The organism is Carnobacterium gallinarum DSM 4847 (assembly GCF_000744375.1).
GTDB classification, from domain to species: Bacteria; Bacillota; Bacilli; order Lactobacillales; family Carnobacteriaceae; genus Carnobacterium; species Carnobacterium gallinarum.
The window spans coordinates 43,315-65,508 of the sequence record NZ_JQLU01000004.1 but is presented as its reverse complement, the minus strand read 5'-3'; the positions used below and the strand labels follow the sequence as shown (position 1 = coordinate 65,508).

The following is a 22,194-nucleotide window of genomic DNA, read 5'->3' as shown; positions in this document are numbered from 1 at the left end:
CCAACTAAAGATATTTTGTTTATTTTACCTGATACTTTAAGATAGTTCAAGCTAACTAAAAAAAGCATGTTTATCTGTTATTTGGCTTAAACATTCGCTTTTTAACAGTTCATCTAATTCAAATAATAAGGGCACATGTCCCATATTCTCTTCTGTTGCTAAAAAAATAATAAACCGAACTTTTTCAGAAGTATCTAATTGAAATGCTTCTTGCAAATACAAAAAACTACACCCCAGTTCCATAGAACCAAAACGATAATCTGTATGAAGCAACATCACTTGCGGATAGAGGAATACATAACGTTTTTCTGCTAGTTCTTTTTTGACTTGCTGCAAATACATCGGTTGAATATACTCTTCTTCCAATAAAGGCTCTGCTAAATATTCTACTAATTCATCTAAATCAGTAGCTTTTTCCATAACTAGACAAAAATTTGTATGCTGTAAGAATTTATTTAAATGTACAGATTCCTTTGACACAGGGACTTTATCAACAGATTGAAATATGTTTTCTAATTCCTCAATAAAATCTTCCTGACCTTGAAGATAGCCATATTTCGTCATTAAATGAATTAGTTTCTTACGAATCTTCACTAAATTCCCTATTGACATATCTAATTTTTTAATTCGCTTTTTTTCTTCTGATGATAAAATAATTGATACATTCAAGGTTTCTCCTTGGTGATGGACATACTGGGCATCTGTTGAAATACAATAATCAACTTTCCCAGGAAAAAAGTTAGCACTATCAGACTTCAAAATCCCTACAATTGAACTATTAGGCAACAGTTGGCGAATATGATTTTCTAATAAAGAATTCATAACATCCGGAAAATCTGAAACAATCACCAATTGTGGAATATATTGTTTCGTTTGTTCTCGTAAAATAGCTTCTTCAAAGAATATAGCAATCTCAGCAATTTCTTCCTTGGCTAAACCATCTGGAAAACTATTTTGAAAAATTAAATCAGACTTCATTAAGGCACTAATTTTGTCAGTTAATTTGAAAACTTTTTGGTAATTAGTTGAAATAGCATTGGAAATCAAGCTAGGCATCTGCATACTAAAAAGATGTCGATAATATAAAACTTTTAAATGTGTTTGAATTTTTTTAATTAAACTTTCTCGATTATGAAAATGAATACCACCAATTTGCTCAAATAAAAGGACTAAGTTTTCTGTCACATAAATTAAATTTTCAAATGGATTACTACGAAAATGAGCATCTGCATTTTTTTCAACACAAAGCAATAACATTCCATAGTACAAGGCTTCATCTTCAAAATAATCCAACTGAATGTGCGTTTTCATTTGCTTTAATAGTTTTTTAGTTACTTGGTATTCCAGTCGTTCCTTAATCAAATACTCCTCTTCCACCGTCCATTCAGGAATCAAGCCCCGCTGATTACGTTCTTGTAGAATAAAAATTAATTTAGCTAAAATATGCATATCTTGTACAGGTATTTCTTTGCCTAAAGAGAGCTTCGTTGCTTCAAAAAGTTCTTTGATAATTTGTAGACTTTTTTTATATTTTTCTTTTGTACCAGTAAATCCTAACGATTCCAGTAAAAAATAATAAGTTGTCTCTTTTTGTCCCATTTCAATTACATAAAGCTGTTGATAAATAAGCTGTCGCCGTTCTAATTCACTAATAGATACATAATATCCCCTAGTTTTATTGCTTTTCACTTCTACTTCCGAAACAGCTAATTGCTCCTTAACCCACTGAATATCCTTTAAAATTGTATTCCGTGACACTAAAAATAAATTTTGAAAATGATTTAATTGCCATTTCTTATTTTCCAATAAAATCAATAACGTGATTAGCAATCTTCGTTCGCTCGTTTTTAAAATAGAATCTGTTTGCTTTTGGTTTTTCAACCATTCTTTGATTTGTTTTTGTTGCACCAAATTTAAGCTAAATCCCCCACGTCCCTCTTTACTTAGTGACGATAACCCTGCTGATTTAAACAAATCATTCACTTTGTCTATATAATAATAAATCATTCGTCTCGATAAGCCAGCTGAATTAGCCAATGCTGTGATGTTGGTGATTTCTTTTTGCTTTGCAATAATAACTAAGAACCGTTGAAAATTCGACTCCAACTGCAAGATAAGTCCCCCTCCTTATGTTCATTAAAATCAATAATATCCTACTTTAAGTATACGATGAAAATGTAGATAGCAACAAGATAGCAACAAGATAGCAATATATCCTAGATACCAAAAAAAGAAGAGAATCCCTTATTCTCTTCTCCTTCTTTCTAATTATTCTAACTAATTTAATTTCCTTGTCCATAATACGCACCCGCGCCATGTTTCCTAAAATAATGTTTATTCAGCACATAAGAGGGCAACAAGAAATCTGTTGTTACAGCCAATTCTTCCGAATGGAGAGCCATCTCAGCGACTTCCTCTAAAATCAAGCTAGCTTCAACTGCTTTTTCAGGTGTTCCCCCCCAAGTAAACGGACCATGACCATTGACAACTACTGCTGGAATAGCCAAAGGATCTAGTTTTCTTTCTGCAAAAGTTTCAACAATAACTTTCCCTGTTTCAAGCTCATAAGCTGTTGCAACTTCTTCCTGAGTTAGTTTTCTTGTACAAGGAACCGACCCATAAAAGGTGTCAGCATGTGTGGTTCCATATGCTGGAATATCGCGTCCTGCTTGCGCCCAACAAACCGCCCATTTAGAATGCGTGTGTACAATAGAGTTGACTTCAGAAAATTCTTGGTATAAATAACTGTGTGTGGGTAAATCAGATGACGGTCTTAACTCACCACTTAAAACCTCACCATCTAAATTGGTTACAACCATATCTTTCGCTTTCATTGTTTGATATGGAATACCACTTGGTTTAATCACGATAACACCTAATTCTCGATTAATCTGACTAACATTTCCCCACGTTAATTTAACTAATCCCGCCCTAGGTAAGGCTAAATTCGCTTGATAAACAGCTTCTTTCATCTGCTGAATCAACTCATCAGCACGATCTTGTTCACTCATTTGTATCCTGCCTCCTTTAAAAGTGGGAAAAGAAATTCTTTCGCTTTTTCAATCTCATTATGTGGATTTTCGCTATTTTCACTCCACATCTCAATTAAAAATGGTCCCTTATACTGAATCTCCTTTAATGTTTTTAAACAGCCAACAAAGTCAACACACCCCATTCCAAAAGGTACCTCTTTAAATTTCCCAGCAAAATCAGCTGAAACTGCTAACGTATCTTTTAAATGAACCGCGACAATCTCACCTTTTCCTAATTCTAATTCATAGCCAACATCATTTTCAGGCCACGCAGATAAATTACCAATATCGGGATATACTTGAAGCCATGGAGATGGAATTTGAGTCTTTATTTTTAAATACTGACTAATCGAATTAATGAACGGATCATCCATAATTTCAATAGCTAGTGTAATTTGCCTACTTGCTGCTAAATCAACAGATTTTTTTAAATTCTCAATAAAATAATGTCTCGTTGCCACTGATTTGGCTTCATAATAAACATCATAACCTGCTAGCTGAATCACTCGAACCCCTATATCAGCAGCTAAATCAAGTGCTTTCTCCATCATAATCAAAGCTTTTTCACGAACTGCCTCATCTACTGACCCTAATGGATAACGACGATGCCCACTTAAACAAATCGACTGAATTTGCACCCCTGTTTCATAAACAGCTTGTCTGACTTGTTGACGTTCTTCAAGACTCCAGTCCAAACGTGCCAAGCGTTCAGCAGTTTCATCAATTGACATCTCAATAAAATCAAACCCCAATGATTGAGCCATAAGCAAACGCTCTTTCCAAGTACCCTTTTTTGGCAAAGCCTTTTCATAAATTCCAATCAAAGTCATACTGTTACCCCCAAATCCGTTGAATCTCAGCTTTAAATTCTTTAGCTGCCAAATTAGGGTCTGCTGCACCAGTAATTCCACGACCTGTAATAAAAGTATAGACATCTAACTCTTTAAACAACGCCAATGAGTCTTTGGTTAACCCACCTGTAACAGAGACTTTAAAGCCCATCTCAATTAATTTACGCAATTTTTCTAAATCTTTTTTACCCCATGTTTCACCAGCTAATAGCGCATCCCGACTTTGATGATAGATTGCTTGCGTGATGCCTGCATTTAACCACTGTTGGGCCTGTTGAAAAGTCCAGTCACCATATAACTCAACTTGCAACTCCTCAATTTCTTTAAGAGCTGCTTTCATCGTTGGCAATGTTGCACAACAGATCACCGTCATCCAATCCGCTCCAGCTTCCCGACAATTTTGCGCCACAGTTCCCCCAGCATCTGCACATTTTGTATCCGCTACGATAATTTTTTCGGGATAAAGTGCTCGCAAACACCGCACTGCCTCCATTCCCGATTGTAGACATAAAATGGTTCCTGCCTCGACAATATCCACAACTGGGCCTGCTAAAGAAATTGATTTTAAAGCCTCGCTTAAACTTGAATTATCTAATGCAATTTGTAAATTCGGTAATGCCATTTTCTAATCACTCCTTATTTTTAAGATAAATAGGCACTCATATCTGCTTCATCAATAATAGCTAGCACTTCTTCCTTACTTTTAGCAGTCTGTAGGCGTTGGATAATATCTGGTAACTCAAAAACAGCTACAATTTGTGGAATCGCAATTCCCGTATGGATATCATTAGAAGTCGCCGCTAACGTAATTAAAACCGAAACTTCTTTTCCATCTGAAAAAATCACAGGTTCTTGTAACGTAACCAAACTAAAACCATCTCGCCTTACACCATCCTCTGGTCGAGCATGAGGCATCGCCATTCCAGGCATTAGAATATAATACGGACCGAAATTTTCAGTTGAGGCAATAATCGCCTCTGCGTAACCAGATTCCACTGTTCCACTTGCTACTAAGGGTTCCGTTGCTACTTGAATGGCTTCTTGCCAAGTAGTAGCTGATTTTTGTAAATGAATCGATTGATTATCGATTAAAGACTGTTTTAAAGAAAGCATTTGCGTTTAATTCCTCCTTTACATTTTTTGATTTTTATACACACTAGATTATGAGCCTACATTAAACAAGTGGGGTTAACTTGGTTTTAATTTCTTGATCGTCCATTAAGTTGTCTAAACCCAACAGTGCCCCTTTTGTACGACCATCTAGTTCATGAATCAAATGTTGTGATGCAACAACAACATCATAGCCATTCGCTTGTGATTTTGCTTCCCCAACACTACAATAATCCACTTTAAAATCCTCTACATTCAATTCTTTTAAGGCCTTTTCAATTTTCATTTTAATCACCATACTTGAACCCATCCCATTGCCACATGCTGCTAATACTTTTAACATCCTATTCGCCCTCTTTTCATTTCATTTAATTTATTGTTATTCTAAGCCTTCATTGTAGGCATCTTTACTTTTAGCAAAACGGTATTGAAGTTGGGGAATCACTAAGAAGAATACACACACAATAGCAAAACCAATCACACCTAAATAGTTCATTAAAACACCCGCCCATGGCCAAAATAGTTCAAAGTCAATATTGCCATGCCAACCGCCATACTTATAAAGTCCAAAGAACATAACTGCAAATGCACTAATGGATACCTGTAAAACACCCGAAACAAAAGAGCAAATCATCGCTGCTCGCGTTCCACCACGTTTATTCGCAAATACGGCTACTGTTGCATTATCAAAAAACACTGGAACAAAGCCAGTAATAATTAAGACAGGTGATTTAAAAATTATTAATGCAAAAATCGTTATAAATTGACCTAGTGCCCCAAAGATAAAGCCGAATAATACAGCATTCTGCGGAGCAAAATTAAATGTTGCCGCACAATCAACAGCAGGTAGTGATCCTGGTAAAATTCGATTAGAAATCCCTTGGAAACTATTTGTTAATTCAGCAACAAACATCCGAACGCCTTGCATTAAGATAGCTAAATACACTGCAAAATATAAAGATTGAGATAAAATATACATTGGAAATGACGTTGTTGGAGTAAATGCTGGATTGATTCCCCGCAAATAATCCTCGCCTAAAATCGTCATAATAATCCCAAAAAACAGCATCATTAACGTTCCAGTTGCCACAATATTATCATGGAAAATGGATAACCATTTAGGCATCTTAATATTGTCTAGATTTTTTTCTGGATCTCCTAGTTTCCCAGCAACCTTATCCGTTATCCAAACAGCAAACATTTGTTGATGCCCAATAGCAAAACCAGCATTTCCAGTTAACCGTTGCGTAGGGCCAACTGTTAGATTTGAAGAAACAGCCCAATAAAGTCCGACTAAAATCCCCACCATAACACCCCCAGTTAAATTTCGATACTCTGGGAATAAGAAAAAGACAATCCAAGTAATTGTGGTCGCTTGCTGAACCATAATATGACCTGTTATAAATAACGTACGAAGCTTAGTGAGTTTTCGGAATAAAACTAAAATAATGTTTAAGGAAAAGCCAATCAATAACGAAATCATCGTCCAAGATAAAGCAACTCCAATATCTTCTAAAGCAGCATTCACTGCATTTAGTCCAAAATAAGGATCAATTACTGCTGCATCTAAATTAAAACGATCATTTAAACCAGCTAATATCGGACGAAACGTTGTAACTAGACCACCGGAACCGACATTTAAAATCATATATCCCACAGTCGCTTTAATAAATCCAGCAAAGCATTCATAAAATGGCTTTTTCAATAAAACATAACCAACAAAAACAATAATCCCAATAAAAAATTCTGGTTTCTGCAAAATATTATTCGCAAACCATTCAAAAATTGTTAAAAACATTTCCATTTTCGCTAACTCCTTTTCATCTTAATACCTGAGATACTCTTCTCTAACGATTTGCAAAATTATCTCAGGCTTAATCAAGTCTTTTACAAGAATGATGGGAATGGTAAATCTGGATCAATCGCAAAAACATCATCAAAACCACGATAATAATTAAATTCCATTTTATCTTTATCATCGGGATACACAAATTTTCCACCTACTTGCCAAATATAGGGTTTAAATTTGTACTGCAAACGATCTTTTTTAGATTCCCATAACAACGTAATTTCCTTAGGATCTGCTTGGAAATTAGCCCAGATATCATAATGAACCGGGATTACTACATTAGTATTTAAAGATTCAGCCATCCGTAACATATCAACAGAAGTCACCTTATCTGTAATCCCACGTGGATTTTCTCCATAGGCACCTAAAGCCACATCAATTTGATACTGATTGCCATGTTTTGCAAATTGGTTAGAATAATGTGAATCGCCAGCATGATACAGTGAACCACCTGATGTTTCAAATAAATAATTCACAGCAATTTCGTCCATATCTTGTGGCAATTTCCCTTTCAGAACGACATCCTCTGCTGCCGTCACTAAAGCTGTACGATCAAACGCTTCCAACGCATTAATCGTAATTCCCTTCACTTGAACTTGATCTCCTGGTCGAACAACGACGCATCGTTCTTTTGGTACACCCCAGCCAATCCAAATATCGACTACACCTTGGGGACCAATAAAAGGAACTGTCTCTTCACAATTTTGTAAAACCGCTGCAGCTGTATGGATGTCTACGTGATCTGAATGAATATGAGTCACTACTAATGCATCAAGATTTTTAATGGCAAATGGATCAATTACAAAAGGTTGTGTTCTTAAGTTAGGCTGCATATTTTCACAACCACTCATCCGCATCATTTGATGACCTTTTTTCATTTTCCCCGTTCCATGGCTTTGCTTTCCTGTACCACACCATAAGTCACATAAAATATTCGTATTCTCATGAGATTTCAACCAAATTCCGGTACATCCTAACCACCACATTGCAAATGTTCCTGATTTCACTTCAGTTGTATCAATTTCCTCATTTAGATACGTTCCCCATTCTGGAAATGTATTTAAAATCCAAGACTCTCGAGTTACTTCATTAATTTTTGCCATTTAGTCAAACTCCCTCTCTTTTTCGTAAGCGCTTTATTTATTTCTTAATTCAACTATACTTCGTCATGAAAAACAAAAATAGTCCAACTTTGATACAACCAAGTTGTACAGAGGTGGACTGGTTTTTTACTAATAAAAAAGCTATGACAAAAGCATTCAGTTCGAGAACCCAGTCGGTACGTTTCAATTCCTCATAAATTCGGGCTTACTTCCGCAAGAGTTAGTATTGCCTCAACCTTAATACAAAATTAGAGCATGAAATAAAACTAAAAGATTAGTTTTATTTCATGCTCTATCATCATTAATTTTTAGCTTTTAATTCTAAAACAATATCTCGGAGATTTGCTGCTTTTTCAAAGTCTAGCTCTTTCGCAGCTGCGCGCATTTCCATTTCCATCTTCACAATCAATTCTTTACGCTCTGCCTGAGTTAAATCATTAATCATTTCTGCAGCAGAGTCGTAATCTTCTGAATCATCCACTGCTTTTGTAATCGAAATTAAATCACGAATTTCTTTAATAATTGTTGTTGGCGTAATGCCATGTTCAGCATTATAGGCTTCTTGAGTAGCACGACGACGACTCGTTTCACCAATTGCTGCTTTCATTGATTCAGTCATCCGATCTGCATACATGATAACTTTCCCATTTGAATTCCGTGCTGCCCGTCCAATAGTCTGTACTAATGAACGTTCACTACGTAAGAAGCCTTCCTTATCTGCATCTAAAATTGCAACAAGAGAAACTTCTGGAACATCGATTCCTTCACGAAGCAAGTTAATCCCAATTAGAACATCAAATTCACCCATTCGTAAATCACGGATAATTTCAGTTCGTTCTAACGTTTTTATATCACTATGCAAATATTTAACTTTAATTCCAACTTCTTTTAGATAATTCGTTAAGTCTTCTGACATTTTCTTCGTTAATGTTGTAATAAAGACCCGTTCATTTCGTTCACTACGAGCATTAATTTCCCCAATTAAATCATCAATTTGACCATGGATTGGACGGACTTCAATAATTGGATCTAATAGACCTGTTGGACGAATAATTTGTTCCACATAATCTGGTGCTCGTTCTAATTCGTACGGACCAGGAGTTGCTGAAATATACATAATTTGGTTCACATGTTCTTCAAATTCTTCTAAACGCAAAGGACGATTATCTAAAGCACTTGGCAATCTGAAACCATAATCAATTAATCGTTGTTTACGCGCTTGGTCCCCATTATACATCCCACGAATTTGCGACATTGTAATATGAGATTCATCAATAACAATTAAAGAATCATCTGGAAAGAAATCCAACAATGTATATGGCGGTTCACCAGATTTCCGCCTATCCATATGTCTTGAATAATTCTCAATTCCTGAACAATAACCCATCTCTAATAACATTTCCATATCATAGTTTGTTCGTTGTTCTAAACGTTGAGCTTCAACAAGCTGATCTTCTGCCCGCAGTACTTTTAAGCGTTCTTCAAGTTCCGCTTTAATCTTATCCACCGCTTCACGGGTTTGATCAGCATTTGCAATAAAGTGAGTTGCCGGAAAAATAGGTACATGTTCAATATCTGCCTTGATTTCTCCAGTTAGAACATCAATTTCACGAATTCGTTCAATCTCATCACCAAAAAATTCTACACGAATCGCTTCACTATCGCGAGAAGCTAGAAAAATCTCTACTACATCTCCTCGAACTCGGAAACGTCCCCGTTGAAAATCAATATCATTTCGCTCAAATTGCATCTCAACTAAACGGCGCAATAACTCATTGCGTTCCATCTCAGCACCTTGGCGAATCGAAAGGACATGCTCTTTATAATCTACTGGATTTACTAAACCATAGATACACGAAACTGAAGCCACAACAATGACATCACGTCGTTCAATTAACGAACTTGTTGCTGAATGGCGTAATTTATCAATCTCATCGTTAACGCTTGATTCTTTTTCAATATACGTATCACTAGATGGAACATATGCTTCCGGTTGATAATAATCATAATAACTAACAAAATATTCAACAGCATTATTCGGGAAAAATTCTTTGAATTCGCCATATAATTGACCCGCTAAGGTTTTATTATGCGCAATTACTAAAGTTGGCTTATTGACTTCTTTAATTACATTAGAAACAGTAAACGTTTTTCCTGTTCCCGTTGCGCCCAAAAGAGTTTGTTCCTTTTTCCCTTCATTGATACCTTGTACCAATTGACGAATCGCCTCTGGCTGATCCCCATTCGGCTGATATTTTGATACTAACTCAAAGGTGTCTTTTACCATCTTTTTCCCCACTTTCTTAATGAAACTTATCTCAACTCATATTTATTCATTTTTAGTCGCTGCATCAATTGCTTGAATCACAGCATTGCGAAAACCATGCTTTTCTAAAGCAACAACACCTTTAATCGTTGAACCACCTGGTGAGCATACATCGTCCTTTAACTCCCCCGGATGTTGTCCAGTAATCAAGGCTAACTTCGCAGTTCCTAACAAAGCCTGTTCTGCTAAAAGATACGCCTGTTTTCTTGATAAGCCGTTTAACACACCGCCATCAGCTAGTGCTTCAATAAATAAAGCAATAAAAGCAGGTGAACATCCAGATAGCGTACTTGCGCTAGCTAACTGCACTTCTGCCACTTCCACAATTTCCCCTACCGCTTGAAAAAGTTCTTCCACTTCATCTCTATCTTGCTCTGTAATGCTTTCGCTGTAACTAACAGCAGTCATTCCTGCTAAAACTGAAACAGGAGTATTAGGAATTGCTCGCACCAATTTCACTTTTGATCCTAAAATAGTTATATAATCTTGAATGAGCATTGAAGCTGCTAGCGAGATAATCAATGTATCTGGCTGAATAACTTCTTTAATTTCAGTTAAAATAGTTGGTATAATAGTTGGTGTCACTGCCAAAATAAGAATTTCTGCCTTTTCAACAAGTTCTACATTAGATAAACACAAAGTAAATTTTAATTGCTTTTGTAAATTTTTAGCTGTTTGACCATTTCCGCCACTTACATAAATCTCTGTTGCATCAATAGAACCCGATTCAATCAACCCTTTAATTAATGCTCCACCCATTTGACCCGCACCAATTACACCAATTTTTCTCATAGTTTACACATCTTTTCATTTAGTTTAGTTCATTATCTAGTTACTCCACTATCCATACTTATCTATTCTACCACAGAACAAACGTTCCGTAAATCAAAGTTCACTATTAGAAATAACAAAAAAATGTACACTTAGCGAATAAATTCACCAGGCGTACATCTTAGAAAAAATAAAGCGCCCATCTTTGCAGAATGAGCGTTCCAACTCTAATTATTTAGCTAATTTAGCAGTTAAACGAGATTTGTCACGGTTAGCTTTATTTTTATGAATCAATCCTTTTGTTGCTGCCATGTCAACAGCTTTGATTGCTTCTTTGTGTAATGATGCAACATTTTCAGAACCAGCTTCTACAGCTTGTTCGAATTTTTTAATAGCAGTACGCATAGCACTCTTTTGAGAGTTGTTTTGTATAGCTGCTTTTTCGTTTGTGCGTACACGTTTGATTGCAGATTCGATATTTGGCATATGATTCACCCCACTTTCAATTATTTTCAACATAAAATGTGGTACATTCCAGTTGTTTCCAACATCAACTATTATACATAATGACAGCCTTCATTGCAATATAAAGTGTAAAGTTTTTTTACTTGATAGGTAAATTCAGACAATTCAACGATTTATTTAATCCTATTGAAACTATTTCAAACACCATTGCTATATTTTTCAGAAAAAATAACACTTAAGACTTCACTCCAGAAAATTGCAATACAAATAATTCAAATTGCATTTCTTTATTTCCTTGACCAGTTTTTAATCGATATTCTGCCTCAACTAAACCATCAAAAGCTGTTATTAAAGTTTGTTCACTAAATTTCCTTGCCTGCTGAATAGCTAACTTCACACGGTAAGGATGGACTTTCAACATTCCAGCAATATCCCCTTGTTGATATCCTTTTTTTTCCAGAAACTTTACTTGAACAAGCAATCTAAACTGAGTCATTAAAATTGCATTAATTTTAATTGGGTCTTCTTTTTGTAACAATAAATCTTGATATAACGTTAATGCTTCAGCTACTCTTTTTTTCAAAACATATTCGACTAAAGCAAAAATATTTTGTTCTAAAGACTTAGCAACTAACTCATTCACTGCAGGTTTTGTAATTTGTTTTGTATCTGAACCAAATAAAAATAACTTAGGCAATTCAGACATTGCTGTTGATAATTTTGCATCTGTTAATTGAATCAGCAATTCAAAAGCCTCAGGTGTAATCTGATAGCCTTCATTAGCAATTAAATCCTTTAAAAAATGACGAACTTCCTTTTCTGATAAAGTGTTCACTTCAATAACTGTAGCTACTTTTTTAACTAACTTTGTAATTTTCTTACGTTCATCTAATTTTTCGTATGGAGCAAAAAAAGCAAGTACTGTAAAATCAGGCGGATTGGTCAAATAATTTTCTAACCAAACTAAATCATGTTCAAACTTTTGCTTATTTTTTTCAGCTGTAAAAAATGTTGGACGATCCATAATTACTAAACGTTTATCACCAAAAAACGGAACCGACTCTGCATCATCTAATGCCACACCAACAGGTACTTCTTCCATATCGTATGCACCAAAATTTAAATCCATTTCATCTTCAGATAAGACGGCTTTAATCAAATCGTGCCTTGCCGATTCAGCTAAGTAGGACTCTGTTCCTAAAAATAAATAAACGGGAGCTAGCTGACCTTTATTTATCTTTGCCATTTCAGTAGCATAATTCATCTATCCCACCACTTTCATTTTCTCCCTTTCATCATACATGAGAGCGGATGGAAAAAACAAGTAAAACTTCGCTAACTCATCAAACAAAATCAATTTAGAATCGTTGTAAAAGTTCCTATATGATTTCCATAATAGCGATAATGAATGGCTCCTTCTAAATCTGTTCGATACAACTTTACCTCTTGTTTTTTTAAACGGTGAAGAATTTCTGGATTTGGGTGATTAAACCGATTATTTAAACCACATGAAATTAAAGCAATTTTTGGCTTTAGCTGTTGTATGAATAACTCACTTGTAGAACTTTTACTGCCGTGATGCGCAACTTTTAAGCAATCTATCTGTAAATTCGGATAATTTTTCACTAACTCTGCTTCTCCCTCAGCTTCAATATCACCCGTAAATAGCCAACGTAACCCGCCAATTTCCCCATATAAAACCAGTGAATCATTATTTTCACCTTTGCCTCGTTTACTTGGATATAAAGCTTTTAAATATAAATAGTTAGACGGTTGCCACACTTCGCCAGCAAGTACTGGCTGAAATTCAATTCCTTTTAGAGCAAGCTGCTTCAAAGAGTTTTTAAATAACTGCTTTTTTTCTGTTCCTTGAGGAAAAATCAATTTTTCTATTTTTATTTCTTGAGCTAGTTCAAGCAAGGCTCCCATATGATCCGCATCACCATGACTGATAAAAACTGCTTTAAGAGTTGAAATTCCTTCTGCTTTTAATGTTGGAATTAGTTTCATTACTGCAACGGTAGTCTTTTTTTGTCGAACCTGCCAATCAGCTTTTTTAAAGGATAAATCTCCACCAGTATCAATCAAATAAGCGCCACGCCCAAATGCTTCTTTAATCAGAATTGCATCTCCCTGCCCCACGTCTAGAATAATAACTTCTCCAGAAGCCTCAACTCTTCTACCATAACTAAATAAAAGGAACGAAATAATTAAACTAATCACACCAATTTTTTGTAGTTTTCTCCGTTCCAGTGTACAGATAAACAAAATGCTACTAATTACAAGTCCACTGCTAAAAACTAATTTTGGTCGTCCAACAATTATCATAAATGAACCGACTGAATTCAACTTATAAATAACAAATTCTAACCAATCAATTCCAATCTCAACAAACTTTACTACCCAATAAAAAAACTGACTGTTTACAATAAACAGTGAACAAATTGTGATTATTGACAAACTTGGTAATAAAAAATAACTAAACACTGGAGTAAACAAAAAGGTTGTAACAATCACAATCCATGAAAATTCATAAAAAGAATAACTTAAGATTGGCATTGAGGCAATTAACATAATAAATGAAATCACTAATTCTTTCGTTATCGGTCGTTTAAATCTTTCTTGTATCCGCTTAGTAGTCAATAATAAAACTGCTGTCAATAGATAGCTCAACTGAAATCCTACCGAAAAAATTTGATATGGATTTATCCACAAACCTATAATCAATGTAAAACTTAAGGCATCCAGCCCACTTAATGGCAATTGGTAACGTCTAGCAAAAAGGAGTAGCCAACTCATTAAAACCGCCCGAAAAACCCCTGTTTGCCAACCAGCTAATCCACCATAAATAGGTAAAACAACTAACAACAGCTCACTTACAAGCTCTTGAGAAAGGGATAACCTTAACAATATCCAACGAAACATTGAGATTAAATAATGAATATGAAAACCTGAAATACTTAATAAATGAACTAAACCAAGTTTAGCAAAGTGATTACGTGTTTCTTCTTGTAACTCATTGCCACCACCAAATAAAAGAGCCACTATATAACTGCTGACTTTCTCACTGGGTACTTTAGCAATATACTTCAACAACATCTGACGTAGCTCTACCACTTTTTTCAAAGGCTGCCAAAAAGAAGTAGAATAAGGTTTGACTTGTTTAAAATCAGTTACCGTTAACAACCAATGGCATTTTTTTTGTTCTAAAAATTGTCGATAATTAAATTGAGCAAAATTCCGATTATTTTCAGGTTGAGTTAATTCTCCATCCACCTTCACAATTAAATAGCTTTGTTGTTTTTTCCAAAAACGTTGTTCTTCTTCACTTTTTAATCGGTAAAAGCCAACAATCATTTCATCTTTACCAACTATTTTCCCATAGAACTGAAGCTGTTCCCCATCGACCTTGATAGTATTGGGGTTAATATCAAGCAAAAAATTTGTTTTCTTATCATTGATTGTGGTTTGATTTTGCCAACTAATAGATAAACTAAAACAAATTGTGATACTTCCAATTAAAAACGACCATAAAAAAATCGTACGACTGCCTGCGAAAAGGAGACGTACGAAACAAAATAAGGCGACTAAAAAAGCTAGCCAATGAAACTTGGTTAAACAAAACACGACTAAAGTCAGGGAAAATAATGCTGGAAATATCCAGAAATTCTTCATCTACGCTAAACTTATTCCTCTGTACCAAAACGTAATTGTGAAAAATATTCATTTGAAAGAGTTACTTTTTGACATTGAACGTGGGCCTGCTCAATTAATTTTAGCGCATATGGATCATTATGATAATCTTCAAGATAATGAATTTTTTTAATTCCTGCTTGTAGAATCATCTTTGTACACTGCAAACACGGAAAATGCGTAACATAGATTTCAGCATTTTCAGTTGCTACACCAAATTTGGCACATTGTAAAATAGCATTCATTTCTGCATGAATCGTTCGTAAGCAATGTCCATCCACAACGTAACATCCTTCATCCACACAGTGAACATCTCCTGTAACAGAGCCATTATAACCACCTGCAATAATTCGTTTATCTCTAACAATCGTTGCTCCTACAGTTAATCTCGTACAAGTACTTCTTAAAGACAATAATAGGCTCTGTGCCATAAAGTATTGATCCCAAGGAATTCTTTTTACCATTAGTTGTTCCTCCTACTTGTAATTTATTTAAGTATACAAAAGCTAGAATTAACTTGCAATCCTTTTTCAAATTCCTACTTACTGACCCACAGTAATTTGTTCTTTTAACCCTTCAAATATCTTGACACCAATTCCAGAAATATTTTTCAACTCTTCAATCGTTTGAAACGAACCATTCTCTTCCCTATGTTGGAGAATAGTCTCTGCTTTCTTTTGCCCAATTCCATTTAATTTTTGCAATTCACTTACATCTGCTGTATTAATATTTACTTGTTCGTTCGTTTTTTGATTTTCTGAATGGTTGGCTTCCTTAGGTTGAACCGGCGAGATCGCTTCAATCGATAATTCTTCACCAATAATTGGAATATAAATAACCATTTGATCTTCTAAACGCAAAGCTAAATTAATCGGTGTTTGATTGGCATTTTCTAAAAATCCACCTGCTAATGCAATCATATCAATCAAGCGCATCTCACTTGTACCTTGATAGACTCCTGGTTTTTTTATAGCACCTTTCAAATCAATCATAATGATTTCTTTGTGATTATCTACGCTGCTCTTACTGATTTCCTCTTTCTTTTCAGAAGTACTTATTTCACTCGCTAATAATGCTTCCAACTCGACTGGTTGAGAAGATGACTTTATTCCGGCCATCTGCCAAAATAAAACTCCACCGATTAAGCACATAGCACTAATGCCTCCAATCACAACTTTTACTACTACTTGATGTTCCTTCATCCACTGTTTTAAATGATCCATCTGATCCTCCCTCTCATTTTGCTCCTTCCAAATAAACTATATGCATTTTCCATTAAATTCTTTTTTAATTATTAAATAATTGACAAAACTAATACGATTAGTTAAAATATTAACTAAATTAGTTTCATAACATGATAAGGAGTTGAAAAACATGAAAATCACATCCTACAAAAATCTCTACCAAATCAATTATCTTGGTTTTGTGAATTGTTATCTGTATGAAGAACAAGCGAGCTTGACTTTAATTGATATTGGCGTTGCTTCATTTGTAAAATCAATTGTGGCTTTATCAAAAAAATTAAATAAGCCAGTTACCCATATTTTGCTAACTCATCCACATGGAGATCATATTGCCGGGTTACCTGCATTAATAAAAGAATTCCCTGAGGCAAAAATTTATTTATCAGAGCGAGATTCCGCTTTACTTCAAGGAGATTTCTCTCTTAGAGATGGAGAAGATGCAACAAAAATTAAAGGTGGTTTTCCCAAAATTGATATTCTTCCAAATTATTTACTACAAGATGGAAAATCCATCGGCTCTCTAACCGCTATTGCTAGTAGTGGTCACACACCTGGCTCCTTTTCTTTCTATAATGGTAAATCTGGAATTTTAATTGCTGGCGATGCACTTCAAACAAAAACAGGCGTTGCTGTGTCAGGTGACAAACGTTTCTTCTTTCCATTCCCAGCCTATGGTACTTGGAGCAAATTAGAAGCCCTTAAAAGCGCAAAAAAACTTTATCAATTAGACCTAAATTTATTAGCAACTGGTCATGGTCCTATTCTTGAAAAACCTAAAAATCAACTAAAATCAGCCATCGAACGAGCTGAAAAAAATTTTAAGGAAATAACCTATGAAAAAAAATAAAGTTACTAAAGAACGAATTATTGCAAGCGCCATTTCAGTAGCAGATCAAAAAGGACTACAGCAGATTACACTTAAGGACGTCGCTGCTATTCTCGATATTAAAACACCTTCCCTCTATAATCATATTGCTGGGTTAGATGATTTAGTTAACTTGCTTGCTTATGATGGATTAACGAAATTAAAAAACCAATTAATTAATGCTGTGCTTGGTTTATCAGGCAAAGAAGCTTTATTTTCAATGGGAATGGCTTACCGTAATTTCGCTAAAGAATCTCCTAGCCTTTACGAAGCCACCCAGCTAGTCCATCTTTGGAAAAATAAAGAAACTCAACAGTTGGCTGAGTCGATTGTTGAGTTAATGTCGATTTTTTTAGAAAGTTATCATTTCTCAAATGAAAAAAAGATTTCTATTATCCGAATGCTAAGAAGCTATCTACACGGCTTCTCCCTTTTAGAAATGCAACAATCTTTTGGAATGCCACTAAACATTGATAAAAGCTTTCAATTTGGGTTATCAACAATCCTTAATAGTTTAGATAACAATGATTAACATAGCTTGAATACCTTAGTAAAGTAGTTCTTACGACAAAAAAAGCTAACCATCACTTTTAGGAAATTAGTGATAATTAGCTTTTTTGAAAGTTTATTTATTTTTTTCTAAATAATCAATTGCATCTTGAAAGGTTTTGACTGGAATGATTTTCATATCCGTCTTAATCTTTTTCGCTGCTTCCTGTGCTTCTTGGTAATTTGTTTTTAACTCAGGATATTTCTTTTTAATTTTTGGATCAATTGTATCATTTGGAGCAAAGAAAACGGTTGCGCCTTCTTTATCTGCAGCAACTACTTTTTTATCAATACCACCAATACGCCCAACTTCTCCGTCTGATGTAATCGTTCCAGTTCCAGCGATTTGGCGCCCATTACGTAAATTAACTCCTTTTAGTTGACTATAAATTTCTAGACTAAACATCAAACCAGCCGAAGGGCCACCAATTTCATCCGTGTTAACCTTGACAGGAATTGTCGTAGTAATTTCAGTATCGTCCACTAGACTGATACCTAAGCCAGCTTTCTTATCAGTTTCTAGTTTGATTAAGGGAGCAGACACCGTATTTTCTTTTCCATCACGACGATAAACAACTTGAATGGTTGTACCAACTTTTTTCTCTTTCACATAATCAATAAATTCTTGAGAGCTCTTAAAAGAATTGCCATCTAAAGAAACAATTGTATCACCTGGTTCTAGCTTTCCTTTAAACTTTGAGTTTTCAATGACGGACATCACATAAACACCTTTATAGTTCTGTTGATATTCTGCTCCTGCTGTTTTATAGGCTAACTCAATAGCTGAATTAACAGAACTAGTCATATAATAATCCTGTAAATTATTGAATTCTCGGGTTGAGGTAGTATCTCCATATAAATCATTTTTTGATAGCCCTTCATGAAAGGGCAAGAAGCGCATAAAATAAGTTAAAGGAGTTGCTTGTCGGATAGAAACGGTCGTTAACATAAAACTCCCCTTTTCATCATCCAATTTATTATTTACTGTTACTAATTCATTTAAATGAACTGCAGCACCTGGTGCCTCAATATAATATGGAATTGGAATCACAACACCAAGTATTAATAATAAAACAACTATTGGCAAAATAATTTGAATTTTTTTTGACTTATTTCCCATTAACTTCACTCTTCTCTATAAAATTTACTTCATTATTTTTGATGTTTGTATTTCTCTATAATTGCTTTATTGACTACCATAGGAACCAACGAAGATACATCTCCACCGAATTTTGCAACTTCCTTAATCAGACTCGAACTCAAAAAGCGATAATGCTCATCTGCCAATAAAATAACTGTTTCAATATCGTTCGTTTGCAATTTATTCATGGAAGCAATTGAATATTCATAATCAAAATCTGACGTATTTCGCATCCCACGAATCATAGCAACAGCACCTAATTCTTTTGCTAGTTCAACGGTTAATCCTCCTGTATGCGCAATTACGCGTGTATTTTCTATGGATTCTAAAGAGGTTTCAATCAATGTCTTTTTCTCTTCCGCTGTAAACAGTGAAACTTTTGATGTATTCGTTAAAACGGCAATAACTACTTCATCAAATAACTTAGCAGCTCGTCGAATTGTATCTACATGACCATTCGTCAAAGGATCAAAACTTCCTGGAAATAAGGCTATTTTTTTCATCATCTACCTACCCTTCCTTAAACTGATAAATCACAATTTGTGTAATCCCGTAATTTTCACGACGAACTGCATAAAAAGGTCCAACTTCGTCAGACAAATCAGACTTCTTGTCCACTTCGCAAATAATTTTACCATTCTCTGCTACAAGACCTAAATCAGCCATTTTGAGTAACTGTTTTTCGATTTCCTGCTTTAAATATGGCGGATCCATAAAGATTAAATCAAATTTTTGAGTTTGACGACTTAGCACATCTAAAGCACGATCCGCATCATTCCGGTAAACTTTAAATTTATCTTCCTCTTTCGTCATCGCTATATTTTCTTTAATTGTTTTTAAAGCAATTGGTTCTTTATCAATTAAAATCGCTTGATTAAATCCTCGAGAAACAGCCTCAATCGATAAACTGCCACTTCCTGCAAATAAATCTAAGCAGGTTCCACCGTCGAAATAAGGTCCAATAATATTAAAAATTGACTCTTTAATTTTATCTGTTGTTGGACGAGTATTCGTTCCTGGAACTGCCTTTAACTTTCTTCCACCATATTCACCTGAAATTACGCGCATAATAAACTCCTTCGTTTTAAAAAATTTAAAGCTTCCTGTTCTTTATTTTAACAGAACTCTAATGAACTATTTAGTAATTTTTATTTTAATTATTCAACTAAACAAAAAAGTGACACAACTCCGTGTCACTTTCATTCAGTCAATGTGATTATTCGCTTACTTCTAAATGCAACTGTGCATCTACTTCAATAAGCACAGGCTCTTCTGGTGACAAAGGTTCAACTTCTTTACGATGCTTAGAACCGATACGATCACCAAAATCCATATTGATTTCGGGACGATGAGATAGCTCAACCATCCGGACAAAATGCAACCCATTTAATTTCTTTTCAACTGCCTCTGCTTCTGTACGATCTACATAAATGACAACATATTTCATTCGTTTTGAGACATAGTGAATTAAGCCAAAACGCTTTAATGTTTTTAAATGTCGCAAACTATAGACCCAAACAATAATTCCCTGACGTTCATTTAAAGCATGTTCCATATTTTCACCATCCTTATTACCCACAACCACAGCTACCACCACTTCCGCAACCACTAGCTCCAGTTGAAAAGAATGGATTTCCTGCTGGAACTTTAATTGTATTTGAAACTGTGCGTGCTAATTTAAGACTGATTTCATCTAAAATAGTTTGCAAGTCCGTTTCTAATAAACGATACTGATACACACATTCGTCCATATCCATCTCGCGTTTCAATCGGCGAACTTCACGATTTTTTTCTTTATAATCAGGAGCAAATTTACCATATTTTTCGATTGTTTCAAACTCTTTTTTAGCCAGATTAAACTTATGAATTTTATTTTGGGCTACTTGATTTTGTTCCAAAGCAATCTTAGCTAGACAATAATTTTCACCAATTTCACTTTGCATAATAGCCTGGACTAAAGCTAAAGCTTCAGTTTCCATATCAATATAATCCTCTGTCACAATCATGAAAACCCTTCTTTCTACAAGAATCGACTCGTTCTTTCATGAATCTTGTTTTGATTCTATCTTTTATCAAAAATAAGTTGGCGTTACGTTTACACTATTTAGTATATAAGCTAACGCCACCAGATACAAGCTAGATTTTATTTAGCGAGTCTAACAACAGAATAACTTCTTGTTTTTGGTAACGAATTCCAATATTTTTTAGTTTACGATTCATTAATAAATTTCGTTTATTTTCAAAGCTGAACCAATAACTAGTTGTCCACGTTGCATCTGAACAACGATTTAAATAAAAAATATCTAAATCATTGGTTAAATTAGTTACTTTACTTAAAGCTGTTTCAATATTTTTAGTGCTTAATTCCTTTTCTTGAATCTCCTCTGGCGTTCGATTGCTATATGCATTAAATATTCCAGCAGAAAAATCTGTTAGTGTTTTATTTGACTCTAACAATCCCAATTGATTGCGATGTCGAAGTACGTTTAAAATATCCAATGTTTGAGTTTCATTTCCTTGATTTACTTTAGCCCAATCTAAATTTTGATTGTCAACACTAGGAATAGGCGTCATTGAAGCGACTTCGTAAATATTTAAATGAAGCAAAACATCCGCATCTAAATAACGTACACCAATAATTTTATTAGAAACTTGATCTAATAATAAGATAGCAAATGTCCCATTATTAAAAGCCACTAAAGGATGATAGTTCATATCATCTTCCGAAAGTTCAATTGAATAAGTATCCTCATTAAATTCAATCTCAAATGTTGGATATAATGTCGAAACTTGATAAATCTTAGAAATATCCATTCCAATTTTAAACGGAGCTACATCCATATCTTGACCTAATGCAAATAAAGTTACTACTTGTCCATCCTTTACACCAACTTGCAAATACTGACTATCTTTTTGATTATAAATCCACCATTCAAATCCATACGCGGTAAGATCTTTACGAACTGGTTCCCCAAACTTAGCCGTTACTTGACTAGCAGGCTGATGAAGATAACTTGCTAATCCAGTAACAGGCATTGTTGCTTGTACCATTTCAGTTTTAGGTTTACTTATTGCAGTAGTTGTTACTTTTTTAGGTTTTGAATTTTCTTTTGAATTTAAGACAGGCTCCAAATAAAATACAAGCATTAAAATAACAAATATCGGAATGGCTCTTAAAAAAGTTTTCATGCTCTT

General features: G+C 34.6%; 23 protein-coding genes. 2 read left to right on the top strand and 21 right to left on the bottom strand.

All coding sequences use genetic code 11. From position 1 onward, the window contains the following. Positions 1-51: 51 nt before the first annotated feature. From BR43_RS03050 to BR43_RS02980, 15 genes are all read right to left on the bottom strand, one after another. Positions 52-2,112: a BglG family transcription antiterminator gene (locus BR43_RS03050; RefSeq protein ID WP_034559374.1), complete on the bottom strand. Its 2,061-nt coding sequence runs from the start codon at positions 2,110-2,112 to the stop codon at positions 52-54. Between the two features lie 170 nt (positions 2,113-2,282). Then, complete coding sequence (locus tag BR43_RS03045) at positions 2,283-3,011, bottom strand: L-ribulose-5-phosphate 4-epimerase (RefSeq protein ID WP_034559372.1); 729 nt, start codon at positions 3,009-3,011, stop codon at positions 2,283-2,285. Continuing rightward, entirely contained in the window at positions 3,008-3,862 is an 855-nt protein-coding gene (locus BR43_RS03040; protein ID WP_034559369.1) for an L-ribulose-5-phosphate 3-epimerase, read from the bottom strand. Before BR43_RS03040 ends, BR43_RS03045 begins: the two co-directional genes overlap by 4 nt. A 4-nt stretch (positions 3,863-3,866) precedes the next feature. Continuing rightward, entirely contained in the window at positions 3,867-4,505 is a 639-nt protein-coding gene (locus tag BR43_RS03035) for a 3-keto-L-gulonate-6-phosphate decarboxylase UlaD (RefSeq protein ID WP_034559367.1), read from the bottom strand. A gap of 20 nt (positions 4,506-4,525) precedes the next feature. After that, positions 4,526-4,996, bottom strand: a complete 471-nt coding sequence (locus BR43_RS03030; RefSeq protein ID WP_034559365.1) for a PTS sugar transporter subunit IIA — start codon at positions 4,994-4,996, stop codon at positions 4,526-4,528. 61 nt (positions 4,997-5,057) lie between these two features. Further along, positions 5,058-5,336, bottom strand: a complete 279-nt coding sequence (locus BR43_RS03025; protein WP_034559364.1) for a PTS sugar transporter subunit IIB — start codon at positions 5,334-5,336, stop codon at positions 5,058-5,060. Between the two features lie 36 nt (positions 5,337-5,372). After that, complete coding sequence (locus tag BR43_RS03020; RefSeq protein ID WP_034559362.1) at positions 5,373-6,797, bottom strand: PTS ascorbate transporter subunit IIC; 1,425 nt, start codon at positions 6,795-6,797, stop codon at positions 5,373-5,375. Between the two features lie 83 nt (positions 6,798-6,880). Then, positions 6,881-7,945: an L-ascorbate 6-phosphate lactonase gene (ulaG, locus tag BR43_RS03015; protein ID WP_034559360.1), complete on the bottom strand. Its 1,065-nt coding sequence runs from the start codon at positions 7,943-7,945 to the stop codon at positions 6,881-6,883. Positions 7,946-8,246: 301 nt separating this feature from the next. Next, positions 8,247-10,232, bottom strand: a complete 1,986-nt coding sequence (gene uvrB / locus BR43_RS03010; RefSeq protein WP_034559358.1) for an excinuclease ABC subunit UvrB — start codon at positions 10,230-10,232, stop codon at positions 8,247-8,249. Positions 10,233-10,274: 42 nt separating this feature from the next. Next, positions 10,275-11,063, bottom strand: a complete 789-nt coding sequence (proC, locus tag BR43_RS03005; protein WP_034559356.1) for a pyrroline-5-carboxylate reductase — start codon at positions 11,061-11,063, stop codon at positions 10,275-10,277. 210 nt (positions 11,064-11,273) lie between these two features. Continuing rightward, positions 11,274-11,528 carry a 30S ribosomal protein S20 gene (gene rpsT, locus BR43_RS03000; RefSeq protein ID WP_034559354.1) on the bottom strand — a complete coding sequence of 85 codons (255 nt, stop codon included), beginning with the start codon at positions 11,526-11,528 and terminating at the stop codon, positions 11,274-11,276. A 214-nt stretch (positions 11,529-11,742) separates the two neighbouring features. After that, positions 11,743-12,771: a DNA polymerase III subunit delta gene (gene holA / locus BR43_RS02995; RefSeq protein ID WP_034559352.1), complete on the bottom strand. Its 1,029-nt coding sequence runs from the start codon at positions 12,769-12,771 to the stop codon at positions 11,743-11,745. 89 nt (positions 12,772-12,860) lie between these two features. Beyond that, positions 12,861-15,182, bottom strand: a complete 2,322-nt coding sequence (locus BR43_RS02990; protein WP_051933792.1) for a DNA internalization-related competence protein ComEC/Rec2 — start codon at positions 15,180-15,182, stop codon at positions 12,861-12,863. An 11-nt stretch (positions 15,183-15,193) separates the two neighbouring features. Next, positions 15,194-15,664: a ComE operon protein 2 gene (locus tag BR43_RS02985; RefSeq protein ID WP_034559350.1), complete on the bottom strand. Its 471-nt coding sequence runs from the start codon at positions 15,662-15,664 to the stop codon at positions 15,194-15,196. Positions 15,665-15,742: 78 nt separating this feature from the next. Next, positions 15,743-16,423 (bottom strand): helix-hairpin-helix domain-containing protein, encoded by a 681-nt coding sequence (locus BR43_RS02980; RefSeq protein ID WP_034559348.1) that lies wholly within the window; start codon positions 16,421-16,423, stop codon positions 15,743-15,745. 151 nt (positions 16,424-16,574) lie between these two features. Between BR43_RS02980 and BR43_RS02975 the strand changes: the two genes are divergently transcribed. Further along, positions 16,575-17,291, top strand: a complete 717-nt coding sequence (locus tag BR43_RS02975) for an MBL fold metallo-hydrolase (protein WP_034559346.1) — start codon at positions 16,575-16,577, stop codon at positions 17,289-17,291. Beyond that, positions 17,278-17,841, top strand: coding sequence for a TetR/AcrR family transcriptional regulator (locus BR43_RS02970; protein WP_034559344.1), 564 nt, complete (start codon positions 17,278-17,280; stop codon positions 17,839-17,841). Before BR43_RS02975 ends, BR43_RS02970 begins: the two co-directional genes overlap by 14 nt. A gap of 93 nt (positions 17,842-17,934) precedes the next feature. Here the strand turns inward: BR43_RS02970 and BR43_RS02965 are convergent, their stop codons facing one another. The 6 genes from BR43_RS02965 to BR43_RS02940 form a co-directional block, all read right to left on the bottom strand. Then, entirely contained in the window at positions 17,935-18,978 is a 1,044-nt protein-coding gene (locus BR43_RS02965; RefSeq protein WP_034559336.1) for a SepM family pheromone-processing serine protease, read from the bottom strand. Positions 18,979-19,010: 32 nt separating this feature from the next. Continuing rightward, on the bottom strand, positions 19,011-19,502 hold the full coding sequence (coaD, locus tag BR43_RS02960; protein WP_034560002.1) for a pantetheine-phosphate adenylyltransferase: 492 nt from the start codon (positions 19,500-19,502) through the stop codon (positions 19,011-19,013). A gap of 7 nt (positions 19,503-19,509) precedes the next feature. Next, positions 19,510-20,067, bottom strand: coding sequence for a 16S rRNA (guanine(966)-N(2))-methyltransferase RsmD (rsmD, locus tag BR43_RS02955; protein ID WP_034559334.1), 558 nt, complete (start codon positions 20,065-20,067; stop codon positions 19,510-19,512). Between the two features lie 148 nt (positions 20,068-20,215). After that, complete coding sequence (locus tag BR43_RS02950; RefSeq protein WP_034559332.1) at positions 20,216-20,554, bottom strand: YlbG family protein; 339 nt, start codon at positions 20,552-20,554, stop codon at positions 20,216-20,218. A gap of 16 nt (positions 20,555-20,570) precedes the next feature. Continuing rightward, the gene (locus BR43_RS02945; RefSeq protein ID WP_034559331.1) at positions 20,571-21,005 is read right to left on the bottom strand and encodes a YlbF/YmcA family competence regulator; all 435 of its coding nucleotides are present in this window, start codon (positions 21,003-21,005) and stop codon (positions 20,571-20,573) included. Positions 21,006-21,135: 130 nt separating this feature from the next. Further along, positions 21,136-22,188: a CAP-associated domain-containing protein gene (locus BR43_RS02940; protein ID WP_034559330.1), complete on the bottom strand. Its 1,053-nt coding sequence runs from the start codon at positions 22,186-22,188 to the stop codon at positions 21,136-21,138. Positions 22,189-22,194: the final 6 nt, after the last annotated feature.